The following is a 26,435-nucleotide window of genomic DNA, read 5'->3' on the forward strand; positions in this document are numbered from 1 at the left end:
GAGGTAGCCGAACATGGCCAAGAAAGCACCGGAAATGGAAGAGTATAAATACGGCTTCCGGGATGAGCACAAGTCGATCTTTCAATCGGGGAAAGGCTTAACCCGCGAAATCGTGACGGAGATCTCCCGGATCAAAGGCGAGCCTGATTGGATGCTTAATTTCCGCCTGAAATCGCTCGAGCAGTTCGAGAAGATGCCAATGCCTAACTGGGGCGGTGACTTGAGCGAGCTAGATTTTAACGATATTCAATATTATGTTAGACCTTCTGAGAAACAAGGCAAAACGTGGGAAGAGGTTCCGACGGAAATCAAGGAAACCTTTGATAAGCTGGGGATTCCAGAGGCTGAGCAGAAGTTCCTGGCTGGCGTCTCCGCCCAATACGAATCAGAGGTCGTATACCACAGCATTCAGAAGGATCTGGAAGATCAGGGCGTCATCTTCATGGATACGGATTCCGCCTTGCGTGAATATCCGGAACTATTCAAGGAGTATTTCGGAACGGTGGTTCCTGCGGCGGACAACAAGTTCGCGGCTCTGAACAGCGCGGTGTGGTCCGGCGGCAGCTTCATTTACGTACCGAAGGGCGTGAAGTGTGAAGTGCCTCTGCAGGCTTATTTCCGGATCAACTCGGAGAACATGGGGCAGTTCGAACGGACGCTGATCGTCGCCGACGAGGGCAGCTTCGTACATTATACCGAAGGTTGTACGGCGCCGATCTACAGCACGAACTCGCTGCATAGCGCGGTCGTTGAAATCATCGTGAAGAAGGACGCGCGTGTCCGTTACACGACGATCCAAAACTGGGCACCAAATATCTATAACCTGGTTACAAAACGTGCGGTAGCCGAAGAGAACGCCAACATGGAATGGGTCGATGGGAACATCGGTTCCAAGCTGACGATGAAATATCCGGCCGTTATCCTGAAAGGCCGCGGCGCGAAAGGTAGCGTGCTGTCCATCGCTGTTGCCGGCAAAGGCCAGCTTCAGGACGCCGGTGCGAAGATGATTCACCTGGCGCCGGATACGACGTCGACGATCGTGTCGAAGTCGATCTCCAAACATGGCGGTAAGGTCACTTACCGTGGTCTCGCATCCTTTGGTCGTCAGGCGGAAGGCGCGAAATCGAACATCAAATGCGATACGCTGATTCTCGATAACGAGTCGACTTCGGATACGATCCCTTACAATGAGATCATGAACGACAACATCACGCTGGAGCATGAAGCGACCGTATCGAAAGTATCGGAGGAGCAACTCTTCTATCTGATGAGCCGCGGCCTGACCGAGGAAGAAGCAACGCAAATGATCGTCATGGGCTTTATCGAGCCGTTCACGAAAGAGCTGCCGATGGAATATGCGGTGGAAATGAACCGCTTGATCAAGTTCGAAATGGAAGGCAGTATCGGGTAAGATTGAACGCAAGGGGAAAGCTCGCCAACCTTTAAGGGTTGGCGAGCTTTTTACGTCTCCAGCACTTTTCTCAAATTGGGAAGTAAAGAGGAGTGAGAGAATCGCTTACTTCGGACTGAATCCGGCCTATTTCCGGATCGTTACACTCGTCCCGATCGGTACGATCCGGGCCAATTCGACGACATCCGTGTTGTACATGCGGATACAGCCGTGTGATACTTCCTTGCCGATGGAGGAAGGGTCGTTGGTTCCGTGGATCCCGTAATGGGGCCTGGACAAGCCCATCCAATAGGCTCCAAACGGCCCACCGGGGTTCGGGGCTTTGTTGACGATCGTATACGATCCTTCAGGGGTTTGCGTGAGCATTTTTCCGATTCCGACCGGAAATCCGCGGACGACGATGTTATTGTCCAGCAAATAGAGCATTCGATCCGATAAATCAACGATAATGCGGTAATTCGGCATGATCTGCACCAGCCTTCCGTTTTATTGCTAGTGTATGACCCATATGCAGGGGGTGGCTGGGCGAAGGCGGAGGGAGTCGGGCTGTGTGGGAGTGGTTGCTGTCACGGACCGGTGAACGATATAAAAAAACGGGCCCTTTCGGACCCGGTAATCATGCCAGGATTATAAATAAACTTCTTCGATCGAAGTTTCGCGCTCTTTGGACAGGTCGACGAACCTGGAGTCGGTTTTGACGAGCGGCCGGAAGAAGTCCGTTTGGTTGGTCATGACGATGGAACCTAACTCGCCGGAATTCAGCATGACTTTCTTGCCAATGAAGTTGGGCAGCAGGTGGCGAATTAGCGCTTGCGTAGGTTCCGGGCTCAGCCTGCCGAAGCTAAGGCTGTTGAGCTCGCGCAAGACCGACAGAAGCTCTTGCTTCGAGCGGTACACGCGGTTAGAGGTCATCGCGGAGTACACGTCTGCCACGGCGGCGATTTTGGCCAACGGGTGAATTTGTTTATCGCGCAGGCCATGCGGATAACCGCTGCCATCTTCCCGTTCGTGATGCTGCAGCGCCACCAGCGCGGAGAGCTCGTCCCCGGTCGAGCTGAGAATGATCTCATGGCCGTATTCGGTATGGCGCTTTACTTCCTCAAACTCCTCCGGCGTCAGCTTGCCGGGTTTAGTCAGGATGTTTTGCGGTATCTTGCTTTTGCCGATATCGATCAAATAGCCGGCCTTCCCGGCTTTATAGGCTTCTTCTTTGGTATACCCCATCCAGGAAGCGATATAATAGCAGAGCATGCCGACTTGCATGGAATGATGGTAGGTATAATTGTCATCGTCGCCGATCATCAGCAGCAAGGAGACAACGTCCTTCTGGGTATCGAGTTCGGAAATCATAGGCTCTAAGAGCCGATCGACCTTCGCTTCATCGATACTCCCGCTAGTTAGCGCTTCCAAGAACAATTCCTCAAATCCGTCTACGGCTTCGTTTAAATAAGGCTTGGCACGGAAGGCAGGATCTGTAGGGAACTCGGCGTGAAGGGTTTGCGGCTCGATATCAACATAGTCAATTCCGTGCTGCATCAATTTGACGATAGCATCACTGGTCAACTCGCAGCCTTGCTGCAAAACGAAAACGCCGAAATGATTAAATACGTCATGTTGGAGACGGTCGCCTGGACTGAGTTCCATAATATGTACTTTCAAGGACGATGACACCTCATAATCTTCCAATTTTCCTTAATCATATCAGGAAATAATTGGACTGACAATGAATTTTGTTAGATGTCAATCATCCGAAAGGAGGTGTTCTCCTGGAACGCGAGGGTCCCAAGGCCCAAGTCCATGGCCCTTCCACTCGGAGCCGTCTTCCCAAATCTCCTTCTTCCAGATCGGTACGATTTGCTTCAGACGCTCAATCGCATAACGGCTGGCCTCGTAACATCCGGCCCGGTGAGGTGCCGATATGGCGATGACCACACTGATCTCGGCGATGTCCACATGACCGATCCGGTGGCTGATGGCGCAGCGCGTGCCCGGCCAGCGTTCGGCGATCTCAACACCGATCTGACGCAGTTTGGTTAGGGCCATCGGGACGTAGGCTTCGTATTCGAGATGGACGGTGCGCTGTCCTTGCGTCCATTCCCGGGTCGTCCCGGTGAACGTCAACGCCGCTCCGTGATCGGGGGCGATGACCTTGGCCGTGATCTCCTCCACGGACAGAGGTTCATCGGTGATGATAAACAGGTCCGCGTCAGCCCCGCCCGATGCAAGCTCGGACGTGGGTTCCCCGCCGGAAACCGGCGGGATCAACGCGACTTCGTCTGCCTCGGTGATCGGCGTATCGCCGGCGGCATACTCCTGATTCACGGCGACGAAAGAAGCGGAGATGAGATTTGCCGCCGAGGGATAGGTTTCCGCCAGTGCTTCCTTTAATGAAGCGGCGGTGAGAGGCCGTTCAGGATGCGAGTAGGCAAAGCTAAGACTGGACGTGCCGATTCGGTCTGCCAATCCAGCAAAAAGGGCGATTTGAATATTCATAGGAGTCTCCTCGGAATGGTTTGTATGTAATATACATTATAACAAGACAACGATCAATTTTAAGGTATATAATACACAATGAACTCTAAAATTTAGAATAGGCCGAATAGATTGAGAGAGCAAGGAGGCAGTTCTTGATGCCGGAAACGAACCAGGAAACGTTAACGATACTATACACCAACGATATCCATAGCCATTTCGAAACGATGGGGCGCATTGCGGCGATGATGGATGAATTGCGGGCCGAATCACCGGCCACCACACTCCTTCTCGATATCGGCGACCATATGGACCGGGCGGCGATCGAAACCGAAGGGACCTTGGGACAGGTTAATGTGGACGTGCTGAACCTGACGGGGTACGATGCCATCACGATCGGCAATAATGAAGGGCTGACCTTTACGCCGGAATTGCTAAGCCAGGCCTATGCCAGCTTGCATAGCTCCGTAGTCTGCGGCAATATTGTAGAGTTACGGTCCGGACAACCGCCGGCATGGATGCGAAGCCGGCTGGTAGTGCATAAAGAGGGCTTCAAGATCGGACTAGTGGCGGCGACGGCCGCATTTGCCGAGTTCTATGAGCTGCTTGGCCTGGAATCACTCAACCCGCTGGACACGATTGCAAGAGATGTAGGAATGCTGCGGAGCGAGGTTGATCTCGTCATCGTCATGTCTCATTTAGGGCTTCCGATGGATCGGCAACTGGCGGAGAAGATACCGGGCATCGACTTGATCATCGGCGGCCATACGCATCACTTGCTGGAGGAGCCGCTGCAAATCGGATCAACGATGGTAACGGCAGCGGGTAAATTCGGCAATTACCTGGGGAAGGTTGTCGTTCGTCGGGATTCCATTACCGGCCGTTTTAGAATGGACGGAATTTGTCTTCCGGTAGTGGAGGGACCCAAGAAGGAGCAGGTCGAGTCAGCCATCGCCTCACAGCGGGAAGCTGCTATGGTTCGGCTGAATCGTACCGTTGTCGTGACGGATCGGGAGTTGCCGGTATCGTATGAAGCCGAATCCCCGTTTGGCAATCTGCTAGCTCAGGCGGTTCGCCGCCATACGGGCAGCGAGTTCTCTCTGGTTAACAGCGGGCAGTTGCTTGCGAGCCTGCCGGCCGGCGAGATCAGCGAGGGAATGCTGCACGAGCGTTGCCCTTCACCGATCAATCCCTGTACGATGCGGTTGTCCGGCGAAGATATTTTGGTCAGCCTGGAGGAGTCGCTGCTCGAGGAGAAGATGGGCAAATCCATTATGGGATTTGGCTTTCGGGGGAAGGTACTAGGCGGCATATGCGTCGACGGCTTGGAGATTGAATACGATCCCTCTGCTCCGCCATACAAACGGATCATCCAGGCTAGTGTGGCAGGCGAGCCATTGCGGGAAGAGCAAACCTATCTCGTCGGCACGCTGGATATGTTTACGTTTGGCGTTGGTTACGAACGGTTGAAGCGGGGAACGGAGAAGCGCTACATGCTTCCTGAATTTTTGCGCGACCTGCTCCGCATCGAATTGCAAACCGCCGGCGCAGTGGAATCCTGTTTTCAATCCCGGTGGAAAAAAGTAGAATAAGCTATAGCGCAAAGTCACACTCGATCAGGAGGAACAAATGAGTCTAATTGTCTCGATTATTTTAGCCATAGTAGAAGGGTTAACCGAGTTTATCCCTGTTTCGTCCACAGGGCACATGATTTTAACGGCCAAGCTGATGGGATACGACGATCAGTCGCCGGAAATGAAAACCTTTGAAATCGTCATCCAGTTAGGTGCCATTCTGGCGATGGCCTGGGTCTACCGGGAGCGGATTTTGAATCTTCTCGGATTGAGCAAAAAAGTAACGGTGGTCGACCGGAATGCTCCGAGAGGCCGCCTCAATTTGATTCATATTCTACTCGGGATCGTGCCGGCGCTCGGCGTCGGTTTTTTCTTCCGCGATTACATCAAAAGCCTGTTCAGTTCTCAGACGGTGTTGTGGGCGCTGGTAGTTGGTGGTATCTTCATGATCTTCGCCGAGTGGTTCAATAAGAATAAAGCGACGATCACCGCCCAGGAAATGGACCAGTTAACCTATAAGCAAGCCTTGCTGATCGGTGTGTATCAGTGTATTTCCGTGTTGTGGCCCGGCTTCTCCCGGTCCGGTTCGACGATCGCTGGGGGGATGCTCAGCGGCGCCAGCTATAAAGCGGCGGCCGACTTCTCGTTCCTGATCGCGATTCCGATCATGTGCGCGGTTTCGGGTTATGAAATGTTGGATTCCTACCGGTATTTAACGTCCGATACGATCGGCTATTTTCTTATTGGATTTGTGGTTGCTTTCGTGGTAGCTTATGTGGTCGTACTGGCGTTTTTGAAACTCATCCAAAAGGTGCAGCTTCGTCATTTTGCGTACTATCGTTTTATTTTAGCTGCGTTGTTCTGGATCTTCATCATGCGTTAACCCGCTTCAAAAGTAAGTGGTGTTCGGTATCGACCGCTGATTCCAGATACATAAAGAAACCTTACAGAGACGGAAGTGGAAGTCATGCGGTTAATCCCAGTCGCCTCGCTGCAGGCTGGAATGAAATTAGGGAAAAAGATTTATAATGAGGACGGGATCATTCTGTTGTCCGAAAATGCGGTATTGTCCGATGCGATCATACGCAGGCTGCAATCCCACGGTTTGGATTTTATTTACGTGGCCGACCCCCGCACGGACGATCTGGTGATCCCTGAAATGATAGAAGAAGAAACGCGACGCCGCGCGCTCGGCGAAATCCGGACGAACTTCCGTAAATGGGCCGCACCGAATGTGAAGAACGTATCGTACCCTTATCTAGGCAAAACGTTCTCCGGTTTGATCGAATCGATTCTAGACGATCTTAGCGCCCGTGACGATACCATGATCATGATGATGAACATGAACAGCATGGATCATTATTTGGTTCGTCATTCCCTGAACGTTTGCGTGTATACGCTGCTGCTTGGGCAACTCCACGGGTATACGAAAGACGAATTGACCGTACTGGGCCTGGGTGCCTTATTGCACGATATCGGAAAAACCAAGCTCCCCCTTGAGCTGCTGACTAAACCGTCGCGGCTAACAGATGAGGAGTTTGCATTGATCAAGCGGCATCCGGACCTTGGATTTAAAATGTTGAAAGATGAGCCAGGGATCCCTTTGTTGTCGGCGCATTGCGCGTACCAGCACCATGAGAAAATGGACGGCAGCGGGTATCCTAGAGGTATTCGCGGCAACGATATTCACGAATACGCTCGCTGGATCGCGATTACGGATGCTTACGACGCGATGACGACGCACCGGGTTTATCGCAATGCGATGCTGCCGCATCAAGCGCTGGAGGTGCTGTATACCGGTTGCGGGCATTGGTACGAGAAGCCGAAGCTGGAGCTGTTTCGCGACCGGGTCGCGATCTATCCGATTGGGATGACCGTTAGATTAAGTACGGGCGAGACGGGCGTGGTATCGAAGATACCCGGTCATATGCCGCAGCGGCCGGTTGTTCGGGTTCTGACGGACCCGCGAGGCGAGGATATCCGATCGCCTTACGAAGTAGATTTGTCCGCCCAGCTCTCCATCGTGATTGCGGAAGTGGACGGAATGGAAATGGTGGTAGGTGAATGATGAATAAACAGACAAAAACGATGGATAGGACCAGAAGTCCGATCAGCCCAAGCTATGATCCGTGGGATCCGATCCGATCGCTTCGTGATTACGGACGCCACGTATTAACTAGCGTGGAGTTGACGGTGACGAATCTGTGTAATATGCGGTGCGAGCACTGTGCGGTAGGTGATAGCCTTGTGCTGAAGGAGCCTGAGCAGCTGCCTCTGCCGCTCATATTAAAGTCCCTTGATGAAGTCGAGTATTTACAGACGATCAGCATCACCGGCGGCGAGCCGACGTTCCGTCGCCAAACCGTGGAGGAGAAAATCATCCCGTTGCTGAAATATGCCAAGGCACGGGGAATCCGCACGCAAATCAATTCCAATCTCACGTTGGACTACGAACGTTACGAGAAGCTGCTTCCTTATTTGGATGTCATGCATATCTCGTTCAACTATACAAGCGGGCACGATTTCCATGAGATCGGATTCGCTCGCAGCGGGCACCCGGTCAAGCCGGAAGTCGCCTACCAAATGTTCGATACGATGATGGAGAATACACGTAGGCTCAGCGAAGCGGGCATGTTCATCTCCGCCGAGTCGATGATTAATTACCGCACGCACAAGAAGCTGCCGGACATTCACCGGATGATCGTCGAGATGGGCTGCCAAAGGCATGAGGTTCATCCGATGTATGCGGCCGATTTTGCCGAAGGGCTGCCGGTATTGGCACTTGGCGATATGCGGGCGGCGATCCACTCGCTGTTGGACGAACGAGATCCAGCGCTCTGGATGCTGTTCGGTACACTGCCGTTCTTTGCTTGCAACGGGAATGAGGAGGACTTGCAACTGCTGCGTCGTTTGCGGAGAGAGCCGAATGTGACGGTTCGCAATGACCCGGACGGACGCAATCGCGTGAATGTGAATATGTTCACCGGGGAGGTATACGTCACGGATTTTGCCGCCATCCCGGCTTTCGGTAATGTGCGGGAAGGACGGTTGGATGATATTTTCGGCCGCTGGGTGACGGAACATCCTCTGAACCAGAAGGTGAATTGTCACTGTGACGCAGCCGGTTGCTGCGGGCCGAACCTACTGGTTGCGGACATGTATTATCCGGATACGAATTTTAAAACGCGCAAAGCAGCTACTTTATAAAGGTAGAACTAATATAGGAAAGAGGCGTATTGCATGCCTGTGTCACCCGATGGTCATACCGAAATTGAAATAGGCAAGCTGGTCTGGAATCTGCTGCTCGTCCTTATTCTCGTCTTCTTGAACGGGTTTTTCGTGGCTGCCGAGTTTTCGCTCGTTAAGGTTCGCCAATCTCGGCTTACCCAGTTGGCTCGGGAAGGTAACCGACGGGCGAATTATGCGCTGAAGGTCAATAAGCGGTTGGATACTTACCTGTCGGCGACGCAGCTGGGCATCACCCTAGCTTCGTTGGGATTAGGATGGGTTGGAGAACCGGCGGTGTCCGAGTTGTTAATCGAACCGCTGATGCATAAGATGGGCGCGACGGACCCAACGCTGATCTCGACGATCTCGGTTGCGGTTGGCTTCGCGATTATTACCTTTTTACATATCGTGATGGGCGAACTGGCGCCGAAATCATTGGCGATTCAAAAGTCGGAAGCGGCGTCGCTATGGCTCTCGTGGCCGCTGCTGATGTTCTACCGGATATTCCTTCCGGTAATCTGGCTACTGAATACGGCGGCGAACAGCATGTTACGGCTGATTGGCATCGAACCGGCCGGCGAAGGCGAAGCGGCCCATTCCGAGGAAGAAATTCGCATTCTAATGGATCAAAGTGCCAAGAGCGGCGTTATCGACAAAGACGAGATGAAGCTCGTAGACAATATTTTCGATTTTTCCGATATGCTGGCTCGTGAGGTGATGCTGCCGCGGACGGATATGGACTGCTTGTACACGAATCTCGGCTGGGAAGATAACATGAAGATTGTGGCGAACACGAAGCATTCTCGCTACCCGGTTGCGGTCGAGGATAAAGATCAGATCATCGGGTTCGTCCATATTACCGACCTGCTGCTGCCTGATCCGGAGAAACCGCTTCGTTTGGAGGAAATGGTCCGTCCGATCCTGAATGTACCGGAGTCCATGGAAATCAGTCAGGTGCTTCGCTTGATGCAGAAAAAGCACTCTCAGGTGACGCTGGTCGTCGACGAATATGGCGGAACAGCCGGCTTGTTAACGGCCGAGGAGATTCTCGAGGAAATCGTCGGCGATCTCCATGATGAGTTCGAGGACGAACGTTCGGAGATCGAGAAGTTATCAGATGAAGTCTATTCAGTAGACGGACGCTTGCGGATCGAAGAGGTGAACGACCTCGTCGGTAGCGAAATCGAAGACGAGGAAGTGGATTCGATCGGAGGCTGGTTGTTTAAGGAATTGGAAGGAACCCCGGCGAAAGGGAAAAGAAAGCAGCTCGACCGCTTCTTATTCGAAGTCGAGGAAGCCAGCCGTTTGCGCATCACGCGCGTCAAAGTGATCCGCCTCGTAGTCGAGGAGCCGGATGAAGAAATCGAAGAAGAATAAGGCGGACAAGTTCCGTTGATCCATAACGCCGCAACTCCCGGTTAGGGGGACGGCGTTATTTTTTTGTGAAATTGCGCCTCCTCCGGTTCATTATTTGGGCGATTGTCATATGTTAGTGGTAGGATGCAGGGAAAAATTGGCGAATCCGCCTGCATGACCATGTTTGAAGAAGGAGGAAGTTTCTTTGAGCCATCCTCAGGAACGTGTGTGGACCCCTTTTATAGGCCCATTCGACCCATGTCCGCCGATTACGCACAAAACCTACAGCACCCCTCCGCAGCTGTTTATCCACTTCCAGCCCCCGAATCTACCGCAGTTTAGCCCGATGGACGCCTTAAGACACGGCACATTATGGCCGGCTTTGTTCAGTCCTTATGAATCCAAATGGGGAAAAGGACGGTGATCCCATGACGACAAATCCCAACAATCAACCGTTCGATCAGGAGTATTACGAGAAGCTTGAGAAGCTGCAGGCACTTGATTTTGCGCTGGTGGAGCTGAATTTGTATCTCGATACGCATCCGGACGATCTGGCGGCAATTCAGCAGTTTAATCAGCTGACCCAGGAACGGACGCAACATGCGAACCATTTTCAGCAGCTGTACGGACCGCTACAAAATTTCGGGCGAGCCTATTCAAAATTCCCGTGGGAATGGTCGCAGAGCCCTTGGCCTTGGCAGGTGTAGCAACCTGCCTTCAATCCGTGATGGGAAGCTAAAGGAGGTTAAATAGGCGATATGTGGGTGTATGAGAAAAAGCTGCAATACCCGGTTCGCGTCAGCAAATGCGATCCGCGGATGGCCAAACTGCTGATTGAGCAGTACGGCGGCGCGGACGGCGAGTTGGCGGCGGCGCTGCGTTATTTGAATCAAAGGTATACGATCCCCGACAAGGTGATCGGGCTTTTGAACGATATTGGGACGGAAGAATTCGCCCATCTCGAGATGATCGCAACCATGGTCTATAAGCTGACCAAAGATGCCACGCCGGAGATGTTGAAGGCAGCGGGTATGGATCCGTATTACGTGAACCACGATAAGGCGCTCTTTTACGAGAACGCGGGCGGAGTACCGTTTACGGCGACGTACATCCAGGCTAAAGGAGATCCGATCGCCGACCTGTACGAGGACATCGCGGCCGAGGAGAAGGCGCGGGCTACATACCAGTGGCTCATCGACATGACCGACGACGTCGATATCCAGGACAGTCTGAAGTTCCTTCGCGAGCGCGAGATCGTGCACAGCTTGCGATTCCGCGAAGCGGTGGAGATCCTGAAAGAGGATCGGGAGCATAAGAAATTCTTCTAATTGTTGAAATGAACTCATTCTATCGTTGAAGGTGATAGGTTATGGCCAAAAATAAACGTGGAAAATCGCTCTGGCACCTGCCGTCGCGCAGCCGCGGAACGTGTCCGGTGTGCGGAAGCACACGCATCAAGCTGCTGTATACCAAAAACACGAGTACGGGACAACAACTAAAAGTTTGCAAGAAATGCGATAGCGCCTCACAGGCAAGAATTGATGCGGCGGGTCAGCGGGTAAGCTGAAGTACAAATCAAAGCGAGGCTAACCTATAGGAGCGAAACGGCAGGATGCCGCTTAGCTCCTATTTTATTTTTGGATCGAAAACCAATAATATAGAATGAGAACTTATTTATGCACACGAATATATAAAGTTAGGTGATGATGAGAATGAACTTGCTGGAAAGATGGACCCGTGGAGCGAAGTTTGTATTGATTCTACTGGTCATCGTTTATGTGTTTTCGTTGGTGAGGCCTTTTTTCCTTCCCATGCAGGCCGTAATCGGAGCTATTATGATTCCGCTAATGTTGGCCGGATTTTTTTACTATTTGCTCCGCCCCGTGGTCCAGTACATGGAACAGCATAAGATCAAGCGGGGATTCGCCATCCTGATTGTATTTGTCATTATGGCGATTTTGGCCATTGGATTTATTGCCGGGGTATGGCCGTTGTTGCAAACCCAATTGGTCAATTTAGTACAAAATATTCCCCAATTTGTGAATCTGCTGGATGCGCAACTGAAGGAGTGGGGAGAAACGCCTTTCCTCGCGTCGATTATTCCATCGGATTCCGGATTAGCCACGAATTTCACGGAATATTTAAGCAAGGGGATCTCATTCCTGACGAATTACCTAAGTGGTTTCTTCTCTTTCCTATCCCAATTTGCGATCGTGTTATTTACGTTCCCGATCCTGCTCTATTATATGCTGAAGGAAGGACATCGCTTCAAACGCAGCGTAGTAAAACTCTCGCCGATCCGCTATCGGCGGGAAGTGTATCGTGCTGCCAGTGACATGGACAAAGCGCTAAACGATTATATTATCGGCCGAGTGATCGTGAACGCAGCGTTAGGCGTGCTGATGTTTATCGGCTTCTTAATCATCGGGCTGCCGTATGCGTTGTTGTTGACAACGATTGCGGTGATTCTGAATTTCATCCCATTGTTCGGGGCGATCATCTCCGCTATTCCAATTGTCATTATCGGCCTCATTGAATCCCCATCTACCGGCATATGGGCTTTGGTCATTATTTTGGTGGCGCAGCAGATTCAGGATAATGTCATCTCTCCCTACGTGTTTGGCAAGAAGTTGGACATCCATCCGGTGACGACGATCCTGCTTGTGTTGGGAAGCGGGAATTGGTTCGGCATTATTGGCATGCTGGTCGTCATCCCGGTCTACATGCTGATCAAAATCGCCTGGAAGCGGCTCTATAAGCTGTTTCTAAGGTCACAGTGGGAAACGTTGTAAGGAACGAAGCTTAATGATACCGCCTAGGTGATGGTAATATCGCTTAGGCCGGTTCTTTATTAGGGCGGGAGTGAGGAGGGTTGTAATGAAGGGGGACTAAAAAAACAATTTATGATAACCGGTTGACATATTTTATGTCAACCGGTTATCATAAAGATGCGCAGAACCTGAATGCGCATACAAAACGATGACTAGGGGGAAGGATCTTGAACAAATTGAAAGGGTTTAAAATGACGTTATGCCTGGTTTTGTTGCTTTCTCTATTAGCGGCATGTTCGAAGGGCAACGACGCAAGCAGCAATACTCCAGCCGCGACAAACAATCAGGGCGGAGAACCAACGGAACAAACGGAAAAGGAAGTCAAGCTAACCTTCTTTAACACATCGGCTGAAGTGAATGAAGTATTCGAGAAGCTGTTCCAAACGTATCATGAGCTTCACCCGAACGTTACCGTTGAACTCATTCCTACGCCGATCGGCGGGGCGCAAATCGAGAAGTTCCAATCTCTATTAGCTTCCGGCAATCCGGCAACCATCGCCAATCTCGATGCAGGAACTATTTTGCAGTATAAAGATTCCTTCTTGGACTTGGAATCGGAGAAGGCCAAATATGAAGGGCTGACCAAACCCGGTGCTGTAGATGGGGCGCTGCTGGATGGAAAATTCCTCGGCATTCCATGGACGGCGCAAGGCTACGGATTGCTTTACAACAAACGGGCGGTTGAGGAAGCGATCGGGGGCGCCTTTGACCCGGCTTCCATCAAAACCCGCGATGATCTAGAAGCGTTGTTCCAAAAGATTGAAGCGGCAGGCAAAGCACCGGTTATGATCCATGGAGCAGATTGGTCGCTTGGGTCGCATTATTTGGGGCTGGCCTACTCCTTGCAGTCCGCTAATGTCGAGGACAACCGGAAATTCATGGAGTCCCTACAGAGTGGCGAAGTTAAATTGATGGATAACCCGCAATTTAATGGCCTGATGGATACCTTTGACTTGTTGAAAAAATATAACGCCCGGAAGAGTGACCCGCTCGTGGCGGACTACAACAAAGACAGTGCAGATTTCGCTAAAGGCGATGCCGCCTTCTACTTCATGGGGGATTGGACCTGGGCGGTAGTTGGACCGCTTGAAGGACGCGATCAGGAATTCGGCGTGATTCCGGTTCCGATCAGCAACAATCCGGACGACTACGGCAACAGCCAAATCGCATACAGTGAACCAAAATTGTTTGCCATCGATAACGCGGGATCGACGCCGGAGCAACAAGAAGCGGCTAAGGCGTTTATCGAATGGATGGTCACAAGCGATCAGGGACAAGAAGCGATCATTTCGCAGATGGGATTGTCCATGCCATATAAGGATGTCAAAGTGAAGGGCAGCAACATCATCTCCGATGCGGTATCTCAATATGTCGATCAAGGTAAAGTGATGAATATCGGCGTGATCAATTACCTGCCGCAGGATTACTGGGCAAAGACTGGAGCGGCGATGCAAAAGTACCTCGTCGATAAAGTCGATCGCAAAGGCCTTGCGGACGAGGTTCAGGAATATTGGGAATATCAAGGAAGAAAATAACAAGTCGTTGGATTGGACACAAGAACGGGCGGGAAGGGGCCTAGCCTCGGCCCGCCTCATTTATCGGTCAAAAATAAACGGTTTACTTAAAGGGGCGGCAACATGAAGAAGAAAAACGTATTATCCAATGCCGGAACGTTCCTGCTGTTCGGCGGGCCCTCCATTTTTGCTTTCGCCGCCGTCGTCGTGATTCCTTTTCTCGTCGGCTTGTATCTGACGTTTACGAATTGGGATGTTCGAACGGCCAATAGTGAGCTCATTGGATTTGCAAATTACTACGAAGTGTTTAGTGACAAAGTGTTTCTGGGCCAGCTCTGGTTTACGCTGAAGTATGTGTTCTTTACGGTCTTGATTGCCAACGGGGCGGCGTTCTTCATTGCGCTGGCATTGACTTCCGGTGCCAAGGGGGAGCAATGGCTGCGAACCGGCTTCTTTACGCCAAATCTGATCGGCGGGATTGTCCTAGGTTACTTGTGGCAAACGTTATTCTCCCAGGTGCTCCCTTATCTAGGCAATAAATATGGCTGGTCCTTATTCTCGACTTCCTGGCTGACAGACACGAATACCGCCTTTTGGGCGCTGGTGATCGCGACGGCCTGGCAATTGATCGGTTATCTGATGATTATTTACATTGCCGGTTTTTCCGGCGTACCGGGAGATGTGCTGGAGGCTGCAAATATTGACGGTGCCGGTCGGTCGGCGGTCATTCGGAAGATCATTCTTCCACTATCTATCCCGGCCACCATCATCTGTATCTTTATCTCCATCTCGCGTTCCTTCTTAACCTACGATATCAACTTGGCCTTAACCAAGGGGGGGCCGTTTAACTCCACCGAGTTGGCGACTTATCATATTGTGCAAAAGGCCTTTCTGTCCAACCAGTACGGGATAGGCCAAGCGGAAGCGGTGGTGTTGTTTGCGGTGGTCGCCATCATTGCGTTGACCCAATCTTACCTACTCAAGAAACTGGAGGTGGAATCGTAATGAAGGCACGATCAATAGCCACAGGGGTTAAAACGGCGCTTCTTTACATTTTCCTGCTTATCTTTCTGACGCCATTTCTGTTAATTGTCATGAATTCGTTCAAGACCACCCAGAAGTTCGTCGAAAATCCGTTATCCCTGCCGACCCAATTCCACTTTGGGAATTATTCGAGCGCGATTGGTAAAATGGATTTCTTACACGGCTTTTTGAACTCCCTGATCATCACGGTCGTGGCGGTCTTTATCATTCTGATCTTCTCGTCGATGACAGGATATTTGTTTGTCCGATTCAAATGGAAGGTGAACGCATTCATTTTCTTTGTGATGTTAGCTTCACTCACGCTTCCATTTCAGGTGCTTATGATTCCGCTGGTCATGCTGTACGGAAATATGGACCTGTTAGATTCGAAAGTGACCTTATTGTTTATGTATTTGGGTTTTGGCGTACCGTTTGGCGTGTTCACGTTCCACGGTTTCATCAAAGGCGTTCCCTTTGAATTAGAGGAATCCGCATTTATTGAAGGGAGCTCCCGGCTGCGGACGTTCTTCCAAATCGTATTGCCTTTGCTGAAGCCCGTATTCGTCACGTTGATCGTCCTGGACATCCTGTGGATCTGGAACGATTACCTGCTTCCCAGCTTGGTCCTGCTATCTCCGGCGCACCGGACATTGCCGCTCTCCACGTTCAACTTCTTCTCTTCTTATTCCGTGGACTTTGCGCCGCTGATGGCCGGATTGATCATGACCGTCATCCCGGTATTGGTGCTTTACCTGTTCCTTCAGAAGCAGATCATTAAGGGGATTACAGAAGGGGCCTTGAAATAGGCGAATGGCAATCCCTGGCTGAAAAAACGAAAAAAACCGGTTATAATTGTTAATAAAAACGGCAAGGTGGGATTTCATGCCCAGAATAGAGGATGTTGCGGAAAGAGCGGGGGTTTCCGTAACCACGGTCTCCCGTGTACTAAATAATCGGGGATATATCAGCGAGAAGACGCGAGATAAAGTGCATCAGGTAATGAAAGAGTTAAACTATCAGCCCAATGAAATGGCGCGCGCCTTGTTTCGCAGAAAATCGAATATGATCGGGTTGATAATTCCAGCGGTTTCCCATCCTTTTTTCAGCGAATTGGCTTATTACTTAGAGTATTATGCCGATCAGAAAGGGTATAAGCTGCTGCTCTGCAACTCGAATCGAAATATTGCCAAAGAGCGAAAATATATCGAAATGCTAAAGAAAAATCAGGTAGACGCCATTATCATGGGCAGCTCGGTGTTGGATATTAAGCATTATTTGAATTTGAATTTGCCCATCGTTTCTTTTGACCGCACGGTGGCTGAAGATATTCCGTTCGTCACTTCCGATAATTTCCTCGGAGGGAAGCTCGCCGCCAAGTTGTTCATCGACAAGGGCTGCCACCATCCCGTCTACATTTATCGCGGCATCGGCGGACCGCATCATGGGGCCTTATTAGCCAATGCGAGAGCGCAAGGGTATGATGAGGAATTAGCCGCCGCCGGCCTAAACCCGATTCATCTGCAACTGGAAATTACGGACGACGATCAGCCTAGTAATCCGAGCGAGGTGGTTCGTTTCTTGAGCGAACATCCACAAGTTGACGGGATTTTTGCCAGCAGCGACGTCATCGCGGCCGAGGCGATTCAAGCTTGCCGTCAATTAAATAAGAACATTCCTAATGACATTAAAATCATCGGCTACGATGATGTTAAAGTGGCTACGTTGGTTTCGCCGCAGCTAACCACCATCCGGCAACCGATCCGTGAGATGGGTGAACGCACCATCGAGTTGGTCGCCAAGCAATTGGAAGGGGAGGAAGTGCCCAAAGTGAATTCGTTCCCCGTACATTTGATTGAACGGGAGACGACTTGATCAGGCGAGGCATGATCTTCTGCAAGAAGTTAACATTCAAGATGAAGCCGCCCATTGCGATAGCGGCTTTTATTTCATCCGATGTGTCAACCGGTTATCATATTATCTGCACAGGAAAGGAAACTCCTATGACAGTCACGAATTCATTACCGCGAAGTATTCCGGAACGCTACGGCGTATCTTCCTCAGCGATCTTGTCTTTCCTAGAGGAGATCGAGCAGCGAAAGCTGGAACTTCACGGATTCATGTTATTGCGGCACGGCCATGTTCTGGCCGAAGGATGGTGGAAACCGTATCATCCGGAGATTCCCCATGCCGTCTACTCGCTGACCAAGAGCTTTACTTCGCTCGCGGCGGGGTTTGCCGTCCAAGAGGGCAGACTCTCTTTAGATCAACGGGTTCTTGCGTATTTTCCGGAGATGGATCACGGCGCGATTCGCGAAAATATTAGAGATATGAGCATTCGGCATTTATTGACGATGACAACGGGGCATGAGACCGACACGGCTCGATTTGGAGCTACCCCGGACTTCCTGCAGCATACAACGGAAGCACGAGTGGGCGACCGAAGCGACCGCGACTATGTAAGAGGGTTCATGGAGCATCCCGTTACCAAGGCTCCCGGTACTCATTTCCTATACAACAGCGGAGCAAGCCATGTGTTGGGAGCGATCGTGGAGCGGGTTACGGGAAGCCGTCTGGTTGACTATTTACAACCTCGCCTGTTTGTGCCTTTAGGGATCGACCGGCTGTCATGGGAGGAAGCGCCTCACGGCGAAAATACAGGGGGATGGGGTCTCAAGCTATGCACCGAAGACATCGCCAAGTTCGGCCAACTTCTTCTGAACAAGGGCGAATGGAACGGGCAGAGGCTGATCGCTTCCGAATGGATCGAACAAGCCGGCTCGCGCCAGGTCGATAACAGGCCGATTGCGAACCCGGAAGGGCAGCCGATCAATATCGACTGGATCCAGGGCTATGGATACCAGTTCTGGAGATGCCGCCATAACGCCTATCGGGGAGATGGGGCATTTGGCCAGTATTGCATCGTCCTGCCCGATCAGGACGCCGTCATCGCGATAAATGGCGGCTTACCGGATATGCAGGGGGTGATGGACGCCATCTGGCGGCATTTACTGCCTTCTATGAATGAACCTTGCCTGGCATCAGATTCGATCGCAAATGACCGTCTTGCTAGCAAACTGAACTCGCTGGAGCTTGGAGAACAAGGCGGCTTGGAGAGTTTGCCTTGGGATCCCCCCCAGAAGCGTTATTCGATCCAAAGCAATGAACAAGGTGTGCAGCGGATCGGATTGACGTTTACGGAGAATCGCTGCGTCTTCCAATGGAGGGATCATCGAGGGGAGCATCAGTTGATCGCCGGCATCGGGGAATGGCATGTTAATCACCGGGGAGGCGATAAAGCAGCGGTTCGAGGCGTGTGGTTAGATCGCAGCCGATTTGAAATTTATGTCTACCCTCCCGATTCCCCGCATTACGACCGGCTAGCTTTTCAATTCCAAGGGAACGGCGCAAGCCTGCAGCATGAGCATTTAAGCTTTATCCCTTTGAAACACGAATTTAGCGGCGTTGAGGAGAAATGAGAGATGAAGATGAACTTTATAGATAGAGTAGCTCCAGAGTTGAAGCAGGGGTTAACGTTGAATCCGCCCTTTCGATTGCCGGAAGACCTGGCGAAGGCTCGGATGATTCCTCCGAACGATGCGCCTCGATCCCAACACGTACGGATCCTAGATCGTCAAATTCCAGGTGCGGATGGGCAATCCATGTTATTGCGGGTATACGAGCCGGCGGAGCAAGGCGAGGAAGCCCTCCCCGCCTTGCTGTGGCTGCACGGCGGGGGTTATGTGCTTGGCGATCCCGGCGTGGATGATGGAATCTGCCAAAGTTTCGTGGAAGCCGCGGGCTGCATCGTCTTCTCACCGGATTACCGCCTGGCTCCGGAGCATCCGTATCCTGCGGGAATTGAAGACGGATATGCTGCGCTAGTCTGGATCGCCGGGAATGCGGCCGAGCTTGGCATTGACGTTCAGCGAATCGCCATCGGCGGGCCAAGCGCCGGAGGAGGGTTGACGGCAGCGTTAGCACTCTTGGCACGCGATCGCAGCGGTCCTGCGATCTGTTTTCAAATGCCGCTTTACCCGATGATCGATGACCGTAACGTCACCCCGTCCAGCTATGAGATCACCTATCCGGCCGTGTGGAATCGAGCGAATAATCAGGCCGCTTGGAAGATGTATCTAGGCGAGCATGCAAACGGGGAGATCTCTCCTTATGCCGCGCCAAGCCGGGCTCAGAGCCTGGCGGGTCTCCCTCCGACTTATACCTGTGTCGGCCAGTTGGACCCGTTCCGGGACGAGACGCTGGATTATGTGAAACGTCTGGCCCAGGACGGCGTTGACGTGGAATTCCAGCTGTATCCGGGAGGTTACCACGCTTTTGAGCATTCGGTGCCCGAAGCGGAAGTAAGCAAGCGCGCCAAGGACGGTTACCTAAATGCTCTGGCAAGGGCTTTCCGGCGCTAACACGGAACTCAGGGAGGAACTAGCATGATACATCTTGAAGATAGATTCACGTTTGAAGCTGCGCCCAATGATCTCTTGACCATCGGCGAACTGCTCGTGGACATGATAGCCAATGAATACGGAGAGGAATCCCGGGGAGACGGATATACCCGGTTTCCCGGCGGCTCTCCCTCGAACATCGCGATGAATGCCAGCAAGCTGGGAATTCGCTCCCGGGTTGTCTCCGCCGTTGGACAAGATGGCCTGGGTACGTATTTGACCCAGCGCTTGGAAGCCGCCGGCATGAATACGGATGGAATTCAGCGAGTGGATGCGGCGACCAGCCTGGTCGTGCTGACGAAGAGTCAAGCTTCGCCGATCCCGATCTTCTATCGGGATGCTGATTATCGCCTAACTTATGATGCAAAGTTGGGGCAAGCCCTGGAACAATCCAAAGCGGTTCATTTCTCGTGTTGGCCGATCTCACGGGAGCCCTCTCGGCGCGTCATCGAGCGAGTGATGGAGGAGGCCCGGAAGCGGGGGTTGTTGATCGGTTTCGACCCCAACTATCACCGGATGATATGGCAGCCTGGCGAAGACGGTGTGGAATACGTGAAATCGATCATCCCTAAAGTAGATATCGTGAAGCCTTCAGAGGATGACGCGGAGCGGTTGTTCGGTATGGCGGATCCGTTTAAGCAGATCGACCGATTCTTAGATTTGGGTGCTAAGCTGGTTATTATGACGCTCGGGAAACAAGGGGCGATCGTATCGAATGGCAATGAGACGGTCAGCTTCTCGACACTCGCTACTGAGGTTGTAGATACAACGGGAGCCGGGGATGCGTTCTGGTCCGGATTTTATGCCGCCTTGCTTCAGAATTTCACCGTCAGGGAATCGTTGAATTTAGGTTTTGCCGTGAGTGCTTACAAATTGAAACACTTAGGTGCTGTGGTCGACTTGCCGAAGCTTGAAGTCATTAAAGCTCAGTTTGGATTATAGGAGGACTTAAAGCATGTCGCTGAAAAATAAAGTTCAATTGATCACCTATCCCGATTCCATGGGTGGGAACCTCCGGACGTTAAGCGAAATGCTGACGAAGCATTTCTCCGATATCTTTGCGGGCGGCGTTCATATCCTGCCCCCTTTCCCCTCCTCCGGAGATCGCGGTTTTGCGCCGCTAACGTATCTGGAGATTGAACCCGGCTTCGGAACGTGGGAGGACATTCGAGCAATCGGGGAGAAGTTCGATGTCTTGGTCGACTTGATGGTGAATCATATTTCCAGGCAATCGCCCTATTTTCAGGACTTCCTGGTGAAGGGCCGGTCGTCCGAGTATGCCGATTTATTTCTTACGCTGGATAAAGTATGGGAGAATGGGGAGCCGGTTCAGGAGGATATCGACAAAATGTTTCTCCGCCGCCCTTTGCCTTACTCGACCTTTGAAGCCGGCGGCAAACAGGAACGAGTGTGGACCACATTTGGCAAGACGGACCCGTCGGAGCAAATCGATTTGGACATTCGTTCACCGCAGACACGTCAGCTCCTACGCGCCTTCTTTGAGAATTTCAAGCAGCAGAACGTCAAGATCGTTAGACTGGACGCGGTTGGATATGTCATTAAGAAGCTGGGAACCAGCTGTTTCTTCGTAGAGCCGGACATCTACGAGTTTCTCGACGAGATCAAAGCGTTGGCGGATTCGCTCGACATCGAGCTGTTGCCGGAAGTTCATGCGCATTACTCGACGCAATTCAAACTGGCGGAGCGCGGCTTCTGGATTTACGATTTCATCTTGCCTTATCGTATTCTTGAAGCGCTTCTTACGAAGAATGCCGCAGAGCTTACCCATTATTTGAACATTCGGCCGCATAAGCAATTTACCATGCTGGATTGCCATGACGGGATCCCGGTCAAGCCGGACCTGGATGAGCTGATCGACACCAAATCAGCGCGAAACCTCGTGGAGATCTGTGTGCAAAGAGGCGCGAATCTCAGTCTGATTCTGTCCGACGAGCATAAGGCGGAGGATGGTTTTGACGTTCACCAGATCCGTTGTACCTACTATAGCGCGCTAGGGGAAGACGATGATGCCTATCTTGCCGCGAGAGCGATTCAATTCTTCACTCCCGGGATTCCTCAGGTCTATTATACGGGATTGTTTGCGGGAGCGAACGACATGGACCGCGTGAAGGAGACGGGGGAAGGCAGGGAGATTAACCGTCATAATTATACCGTAGAGGAGATGGATCTGGCGTTGGGGGAAGAAGCTGTACAGCGGCTGCTGCAGTTGATTCGTTTCCGCAACACCTATCCGGCGTTTGACGGAGAGTTCCAGGTGCCGGGATCGACGGACAATGAAATTCGCATGCGCTGGAGCCAGCAAAACAAGAGCTGTTTGCTTATCGTAGATTTGAATACGAACCAATCGGTGATCGAATACATCGACGAGCACGGTCTATTGACCGAATATCGGATTTGATTTCTTCAAAAAAACAAGGAGGAATAACAACATGGCCATGTTACAGATCCAATTTTTCTCTCGATCGTTGAGAAGGGAAGTCGCACTCAGCGCGCTGGTTCCCTTGGACACGCCGCCGATTCCGGGTCAACCCGTGGAGGAGGCCAAGCCCTTAAAGGCGTTGTATCTGTTGCACGGGTATTCCGGAAATCATACGGATTGGATCCATTTCTCCCGCATCCGGGAACTCTCCGATAAGTACAAAATCGCCGTATTTATGCCTTCGGGGGAAAACCATTTCTACCTTGACGATGAGGACAAGAGTCAGCTATACGGGGAATTCCTTGGGAGGGAACTGATCCAATTCACACGCCTGATGTTCCCGTTATCCGCAGACCGAAAGGATACGTTTATCGGAGGACTTTCCATGGGCGGGTACGGAGCGATTCGGAACGGTCTGAAATATGCCGACCAGTTTGGCCGGATCATCGCGCTTTCCTCCGCGCTCATTCCGTACACCATCGCCGGGTTGTCCCCGGGCTATCAGGATGCCATCGCTGACTATAATTACTACAAGCGCGTTTTCGGGGACCTGAATCAGCTTCTCGGAAGCGACAAGGATCCGGAAGCGCTAGCTAAGCAATTGAAGGAACAAGGCGCGCATATTCCGGAGATTTACATGGCATGCGGGAACGAGGACTTTTTGCTTGACGTAAACCGGCGGTTCCATGATTATTTAACTCAAGAGGAAATTCCTCATCGCTATAAGGAAAGCGCCGGGACGCATGACTGGAATTTCTGGAATGAGTATATCGGCCCGGCCATAGAGTGGGCTGTCACCGATCCAGATTCGGTCACCTAAAATCGTCTTCTGCTTCATATGCCCCTGAAGAGAGCTGCGGCCTGTCGGCCGGTTTGCTTCCTCTTCGGGGGCATCCCTTATTCGAACCATCGCCCAGATAAAGGAAGAGGATGCTTGATGAAGGCCGGAGGATTGTTTACTGGAAAGAGCATCGTATTCAGGTTTTTCGTTCCATTCACGCTCATTCTGGCCATTTTGTTTACGGTATTATTGCTCAGCAACATCTATTCGCTGGAAGTGGTTCGTACCCTGAAGCATATGGCAGATTGGCTGCAACCGCTGGTGGGCGGTACCCCGGTCTCTTTCGTGGACGCCAAGGAACCTTTCCAATATCTTTAAATGAATGAAGGCACCCGGAACCTATGCTATAATCGGGTTGTTCGATTGTATCGAAGAAACCAAGCTAGTGCGAAAGGGTGCCAGGCATGAAACGGAAAACCATCTTGACGGCAATCGGAGTCATTGCGGTTGCCGCGCTGGGAAGTTATTTTCTGATCGCAGGACAAGCCGATAAGCAAAAAGAATCGAATGCTATAGACGCTCAGAGCATCAAGCAGATGGTCCAGGACTACAGCGTTGGAAAATTAAGCGCCAAGTCCGCATCGATTACTTCGAGCCAACTGATCGTGGACGGCGATACGGCGGATTCGAAGACATATGATCTGCCGAAGGACGAATTTTTCGTCTCGATTGCGCCTTACGTGAACCAAACGCATCCTTGCGAGATCCACAGCTTGACCGGATGCCGCGGCGAAATGAGCGAGCAGGAGTTCCAAGTGAATGTCACCGATGCGAACGGAAATACCGTATTGGACCAAAAAATGACGTCCCAGGCTAACGGATTTATCGACTTGTGGTTGCCGCGCGAGCAAACTTATCTTGTTCAGGTTAGCTATGACGGGAAGACGGCCGAGTCGGAAATCTCCACGTTTGATGGGGATCAAACGTGTATCACGACGTTGCAACTCAGCTAATCTGAACCACCTCAAAAACGACGGACCCTCATCAGAGGATCCGTTTTTGGGGTCGGCAAAGACCGGCAGCTACAATAAGAGGATCGCGCCGCCCATCATAGGGGTGAGTACCATGAAGGTTTTTAGCCAGACAACAGGCACACGTCTCGTGAACTTGGCTCCGACATAAGCGCCGGACATCGTTCCGATCACAACCGCGAGGAGTAAATGAACATCCAGGTAACCGATGGTGAAGTAGCCGGCCCCTCCGGCGAGGGCAATCGGCATAATGACCAGCATCGTTGTGCCGGCAGCGTACCGCATCGACATTCCCAGGAGAAGCATAAGTCCCAGTTGAATAAAAGGCGTCGACCCGATGCCGAACAATCCCGATAAGGAGCCGGTAATCAAGCCGATGAGCGGCGCTAGCAACCAGAACCGAACGCCTTTGACTGTGACGAGCGTCGTATCGTCGGGCGCTTTCGGGCGTCGGGAAACGTATACCATTCGAAACCACAAGGCCAATCCGGAAGCAAACAGCATGCCGGAAGTCAGATACCCCAGACGATCTTCGGGGATCAGAGACGACCAGCCCGAGCTAATCCATGCCCCTGCCGCACCGGTCAAGCCGACGATCACCCCGGAACGCAACGCCATATTTCCTTCGCGGTAATGACTGATCGAACCGGAGAAGGACGAGAAGAACATGGCGGCCAGCGCAGTACCTAGCGCCGTATGAATCGGGTAACCGAAAACGACGGTAAGAATCGAGATGATAAATCCCGATCCGCCTGCCCCTACGAAGCCGAGGAGGAAGCCGAGCGCCACCATGACCAGGGCAACTTCAACGAGCGGGATCAATCCATCCTCCAAACCTGGTGGGGGACAAGAGCCCCGACCGGGACCGGTAAGTCCCTACGCACGGAACTAGCCAGGTCCAGCACCATGGTAGCAAGCTCTTCCCCGTAGACAGGCCAAGCCGGTAAAAGCTCGGTGTTCGGATTTCCGCTCCGGATAAATGCGCTCCAGGCTGCCCTCATCCCTCGCGCAAGTTCTTTCATTTCAGGCGTCACAGCATAGGGGTCATCGAAAGACGGCGTAGTCATGAAGCCGGAGTCGCCTGCGGCCAGTGCCGCTTGAATCAAGCTGCCTTCATATCCGTGGATCGCCCCCAGCCTGCCGCCGCATCGAAGCCGATACATCCAAACCGGTGCACCGGAGAAGGATACGGCCTCCGCGAACTGTATCGCCCCGATGCCATACAAGTGCTCCGTTAAGGTTCGGGTCCAAGCAACGTCAGGGGACATGGATTTGCTGTAATGCTGATAAGCGTTCCACACGGCGTCGGCATTCTTCCCGAAGAATCCTTCAAGTACCTCCAGATGCGGGGACTGAAGCCGCGGATCATTCTGAATAAAGATCGCTGCCTCCTCCTCGTTGAACCCGATCAAGAGCGGTGGCAGCCCTTGACTGTGCTTAAGGGTCGCCAGCAGATCCTGAGGGATCACAAGGCCGTCGGCCACGGGACCGAACATATGCAAGCCATGCGAGGTATCAAAGCCTACAGCCGATTGCGCTTCAATCAGCTTCTCTGCGGGAAGCTCGAGCAAACGGCGCGAGTTTGCCGGGGACAGTCCCAGCTTCTCCAGCAACCTCCGAGTTGTCACGTCCGCGGTCTGCGGATCCCGAACCGCTTGCGTTGCTCCGCTCTGCGCAATCGCACGGTGAAACAGGCCATGTGCTTTCGGCATGAGATAAAGGGACGCCACGCATTTGGCCCCTGCTGAATTTCCTATGACGGTGACGCGTGAAGGGTCGCCGCCAAAGGCGGCGATATTGTGCTGAACCCACTGCAAAGCAGCGACAATATCGAGCATTCCATTATTGCCCGAAGTCGCGTATTCCTCACCTAGTAACTCTCTTAAATTCAAGAAACCTAACGCACCCAGCCGATAGTTGATCGACACATAGACGATGCCCTCTTCGGATGCGAATCTGAGACCGTCGCATTCTGCCCCGGTTCCCCCAACGAATCCCCCGCCGTGGACATAGACCATGACGGGCTTTGGTCCATTGCTCAAGTCTTCCGGCGTCCATACGTTCAAGTTTAGGCAATCCTCGGACTGCGCCAGTTCCGACAGGATCCCCTCCTGAGCCGGATTCTGAGGTGCGATAGCGCCGAATCGGTCGCATCGTTTAACGCCTTCCCACGGAAGCGGAGGGGTCGGCGGTTTAAATCTTCGCGATCCCCCCGCACTTGAGGCATAGGGAATGCCTCGGAATACGTAGGCTCCCTCCATTTTCAAGCCCTCGACTTTGCCTGACAACGTCTGCACAATCAAGATGATCGTCTCCT

The 26,435-nt window shown here is 52.1% G+C and carries 27 protein-coding genes; 22 read left to right on the forward strand and 5 right to left on the reverse strand.

The genetic code is table 11. The features are described 5' to 3' along the window. The first annotated feature begins 13 nt into the window (after positions 1 to 13). Positions 14 to 1,411, forward strand: a complete 1,398-nt coding sequence (gene sufB, locus MKZ15_RS07415; RefSeq protein WP_339821002.1) for a Fe-S cluster assembly protein SufB — start codon at positions 14 to 16, stop codon at positions 1,409 to 1,411. Positions 1,412 to 1,537: 126 nt separating this feature from the next. Here sufB and MKZ15_RS07420 read toward each other — a convergent pair whose 3' ends face one another. The 3 genes from MKZ15_RS07420 to MKZ15_RS07430 all read right to left on the reverse strand — a co-directional run bounded on the left by MKZ15_RS07420 (position 1,538) and on the right by MKZ15_RS07430 (position 3,904). Next, positions 1,538 to 1,876, reverse strand: coding sequence for a L,D-transpeptidase (locus MKZ15_RS07420; protein WP_193418268.1), 339 nt, complete (start codon positions 1,874 to 1,876; stop codon positions 1,538 to 1,540). 162 nt (positions 1,877 to 2,038) lie between these two features. Further along, complete coding sequence (locus tag MKZ15_RS07425; RefSeq protein WP_193418265.1) at positions 2,039 to 3,070, reverse strand: HD-GYP domain-containing protein; 1,032 nt, start codon at positions 3,068 to 3,070, stop codon at positions 2,039 to 2,041. Positions 3,071 to 3,151: 81 nt separating this feature from the next. Next, on the reverse strand, positions 3,152 to 3,904 hold the full coding sequence (locus MKZ15_RS07430) for a molybdenum cofactor biosynthesis protein MoaE (RefSeq protein WP_213621984.1): 753 nt from the start codon (positions 3,902 to 3,904) through the stop codon (positions 3,152 to 3,154). Between the two features lie 137 nt (positions 3,905 to 4,041). On the opposite strand from MKZ15_RS07430, the gene MKZ15_RS07435 reads away from it, so the two are divergent. The 21 genes from MKZ15_RS07435 to MKZ15_RS07535 all read left to right on the forward strand — a co-directional run bounded on the left by MKZ15_RS07435 (position 4,042) and on the right by MKZ15_RS07535 (position 24,100). Further along, positions 4,042 to 5,475 carry a bifunctional UDP-sugar hydrolase/5'-nucleotidase gene (locus MKZ15_RS07435; protein ID WP_339821004.1) on the forward strand — a complete coding sequence of 478 codons (1,434 nt, stop codon included), beginning with the start codon at positions 4,042 to 4,044 and terminating at the stop codon, positions 5,473 to 5,475. 37 nt (positions 5,476 to 5,512) lie between these two features. Then, entirely contained in the window at positions 5,513 to 6,340 is an 828-nt protein-coding gene (locus tag MKZ15_RS07440; RefSeq protein WP_155607123.1) for an undecaprenyl-diphosphate phosphatase, read from the forward strand. An 84-nt stretch (positions 6,341 to 6,424) separates the two neighbouring features. Next, positions 6,425 to 7,525 carry an HD-GYP domain-containing protein gene (locus MKZ15_RS07445; RefSeq protein ID WP_339821006.1) on the forward strand — a complete coding sequence of 367 codons (1,101 nt, stop codon included), beginning with the start codon at positions 6,425 to 6,427 and terminating at the stop codon, positions 7,523 to 7,525. After that, positions 7,525 to 8,664, forward strand: a complete 1,140-nt coding sequence (yfkAB, locus tag MKZ15_RS07450; protein ID WP_339822341.1) for a radical SAM/CxCxxxxC motif protein YfkAB — start codon at positions 7,525 to 7,527, stop codon at positions 8,662 to 8,664. The genes MKZ15_RS07445 and yfkAB overlap by 1 nt, the downstream gene beginning before the upstream one ends. A gap of 33 nt (positions 8,665 to 8,697) precedes the next feature. Then, positions 8,698 to 10,062, forward strand: a complete 1,365-nt coding sequence (locus MKZ15_RS07455) for a hemolysin family protein (protein WP_155607126.1) — start codon at positions 8,698 to 8,700, stop codon at positions 10,060 to 10,062. Positions 10,063 to 10,246: 184 nt separating this feature from the next. Beyond that, positions 10,247 to 10,465: a spore coat associated protein CotJA gene (locus tag MKZ15_RS07460; protein WP_155607127.1), complete on the forward strand. Its 219-nt coding sequence runs from the start codon at positions 10,247 to 10,249 to the stop codon at positions 10,463 to 10,465. A 4-nt stretch (positions 10,466 to 10,469) separates the two neighbouring features. Further along, complete coding sequence (locus tag MKZ15_RS07465; protein ID WP_155607128.1) at positions 10,470 to 10,748, forward strand: spore coat protein CotJB; 279 nt, start codon at positions 10,470 to 10,472, stop codon at positions 10,746 to 10,748. A gap of 51 nt (positions 10,749 to 10,799) precedes the next feature. Continuing rightward, the gene (locus tag MKZ15_RS07470; protein WP_009227053.1) at positions 10,800 to 11,369 is read left to right on the forward strand and encodes a manganese catalase family protein; all 570 of its coding nucleotides are present in this window, start codon (positions 10,800 to 10,802) and stop codon (positions 11,367 to 11,369) included. 41 nt (positions 11,370 to 11,410) lie between these two features. After that, complete coding sequence (locus MKZ15_RS07475; RefSeq protein WP_239484017.1) at positions 11,411 to 11,608, forward strand: hypothetical protein; 198 nt, start codon at positions 11,411 to 11,413, stop codon at positions 11,606 to 11,608. A 136-nt stretch (positions 11,609 to 11,744) separates the two neighbouring features. Beyond that, positions 11,745 to 12,833 carry an AI-2E family transporter gene (locus MKZ15_RS07480; protein WP_339821008.1) on the forward strand — a complete coding sequence of 363 codons (1,089 nt, stop codon included), beginning with the start codon at positions 11,745 to 11,747 and terminating at the stop codon, positions 12,831 to 12,833. Positions 12,834 to 13,039: 206 nt separating this feature from the next. Next, positions 13,040 to 14,407: an ABC transporter substrate-binding protein gene (locus MKZ15_RS07485; protein WP_239484018.1), complete on the forward strand. Its 1,368-nt coding sequence runs from the start codon at positions 13,040 to 13,042 to the stop codon at positions 14,405 to 14,407. Positions 14,408 to 14,509: 102 nt separating this feature from the next. Next, positions 14,510 to 15,391, forward strand: a complete 882-nt coding sequence (locus tag MKZ15_RS07490) for a sugar ABC transporter permease (protein ID WP_155607131.1) — start codon at positions 14,510 to 14,512, stop codon at positions 15,389 to 15,391. Further along, complete coding sequence (locus MKZ15_RS07495) at positions 15,391 to 16,215, forward strand: carbohydrate ABC transporter permease (protein WP_155607132.1); 825 nt, start codon at positions 15,391 to 15,393, stop codon at positions 16,213 to 16,215. Before MKZ15_RS07490 ends, MKZ15_RS07495 begins: the two co-directional genes overlap by 1 nt. A gap of 76 nt (positions 16,216 to 16,291) precedes the next feature. Continuing rightward, positions 16,292 to 17,281 (forward strand): LacI family DNA-binding transcriptional regulator, encoded by a 990-nt coding sequence (locus MKZ15_RS07500; RefSeq protein ID WP_193418255.1) that lies wholly within the window; start codon positions 16,292 to 16,294, stop codon positions 17,279 to 17,281. Positions 17,282 to 17,409: 128 nt separating this feature from the next. Next, the gene (locus tag MKZ15_RS07505) at positions 17,410 to 18,885 is read left to right on the forward strand and encodes a serine hydrolase (protein WP_339821012.1); all 1,476 of its coding nucleotides are present in this window, start codon (positions 17,410 to 17,412) and stop codon (positions 18,883 to 18,885) included. 9 nt (positions 18,886 to 18,894) lie between these two features. Then, positions 18,895 to 19,827, forward strand: a complete 933-nt coding sequence (locus MKZ15_RS07510) for an alpha/beta hydrolase (protein ID WP_213622116.1) — start codon at positions 18,895 to 18,897, stop codon at positions 19,825 to 19,827. Positions 19,828 to 19,851: 24 nt separating this feature from the next. Then, positions 19,852 to 20,808 (forward strand): sugar kinase, encoded by a 957-nt coding sequence (locus tag MKZ15_RS07515; RefSeq protein ID WP_213621981.1) that lies wholly within the window; start codon positions 19,852 to 19,854, stop codon positions 20,806 to 20,808. A gap of 13 nt (positions 20,809 to 20,821) precedes the next feature. After that, positions 20,822 to 22,285: a sucrose phosphorylase gene (gene gtfA, locus MKZ15_RS07520; protein WP_339821014.1), complete on the forward strand. Its 1,464-nt coding sequence runs from the start codon at positions 20,822 to 20,824 to the stop codon at positions 22,283 to 22,285. Positions 22,286 to 22,316: 31 nt separating this feature from the next. Beyond that, a complete protein-coding gene (locus MKZ15_RS07525) occupies positions 22,317 to 23,126 on the forward strand; it encodes an alpha/beta hydrolase family protein (RefSeq protein WP_155607137.1) in 810 nt (269 codons plus the stop codon). 117 nt (positions 23,127 to 23,243) lie between these two features. Next, the gene (locus tag MKZ15_RS07530) at positions 23,244 to 23,465 is read left to right on the forward strand and encodes a hypothetical protein (protein WP_339821016.1); all 222 of its coding nucleotides are present in this window, start codon (positions 23,244 to 23,246) and stop codon (positions 23,463 to 23,465) included. An 86-nt stretch (positions 23,466 to 23,551) separates the two neighbouring features. Further along, positions 23,552 to 24,100, forward strand: coding sequence for a CueP family metal-binding protein (locus tag MKZ15_RS07535; protein WP_213621978.1), 549 nt, complete (start codon positions 23,552 to 23,554; stop codon positions 24,098 to 24,100). Positions 24,101 to 24,169: 69 nt separating this feature from the next. Here MKZ15_RS07535 and MKZ15_RS07540 read toward each other — a convergent pair whose 3' ends face one another. Both MKZ15_RS07540 and MKZ15_RS07545 read right to left on the reverse strand, forming a co-directional pair. Beyond that, positions 24,170 to 24,937 carry a sulfite exporter TauE/SafE family protein gene (locus MKZ15_RS07540; RefSeq protein ID WP_339822344.1) on the reverse strand — a complete coding sequence of 256 codons (768 nt, stop codon included), beginning with the start codon at positions 24,935 to 24,937 and terminating at the stop codon, positions 24,170 to 24,172. Beyond that, complete coding sequence (locus MKZ15_RS07545) at positions 24,937 to 26,415, reverse strand: carboxylesterase family protein (RefSeq protein WP_339822347.1); 1,479 nt, start codon at positions 26,413 to 26,415, stop codon at positions 24,937 to 24,939. Before MKZ15_RS07545 ends, MKZ15_RS07540 begins: the two co-directional genes overlap by 1 nt. Positions 26,416 to 26,435 lie beyond the last annotated feature (20 nt).

The sequence above is a fragment of the Paenibacillus sp. FSL R7-0216 genome, assembly GCF_037969915.1.
GTDB lineage: Bacteria > Bacillota > Bacilli > Paenibacillales > Paenibacillaceae > Fontibacillus > Fontibacillus rhizolycopersici.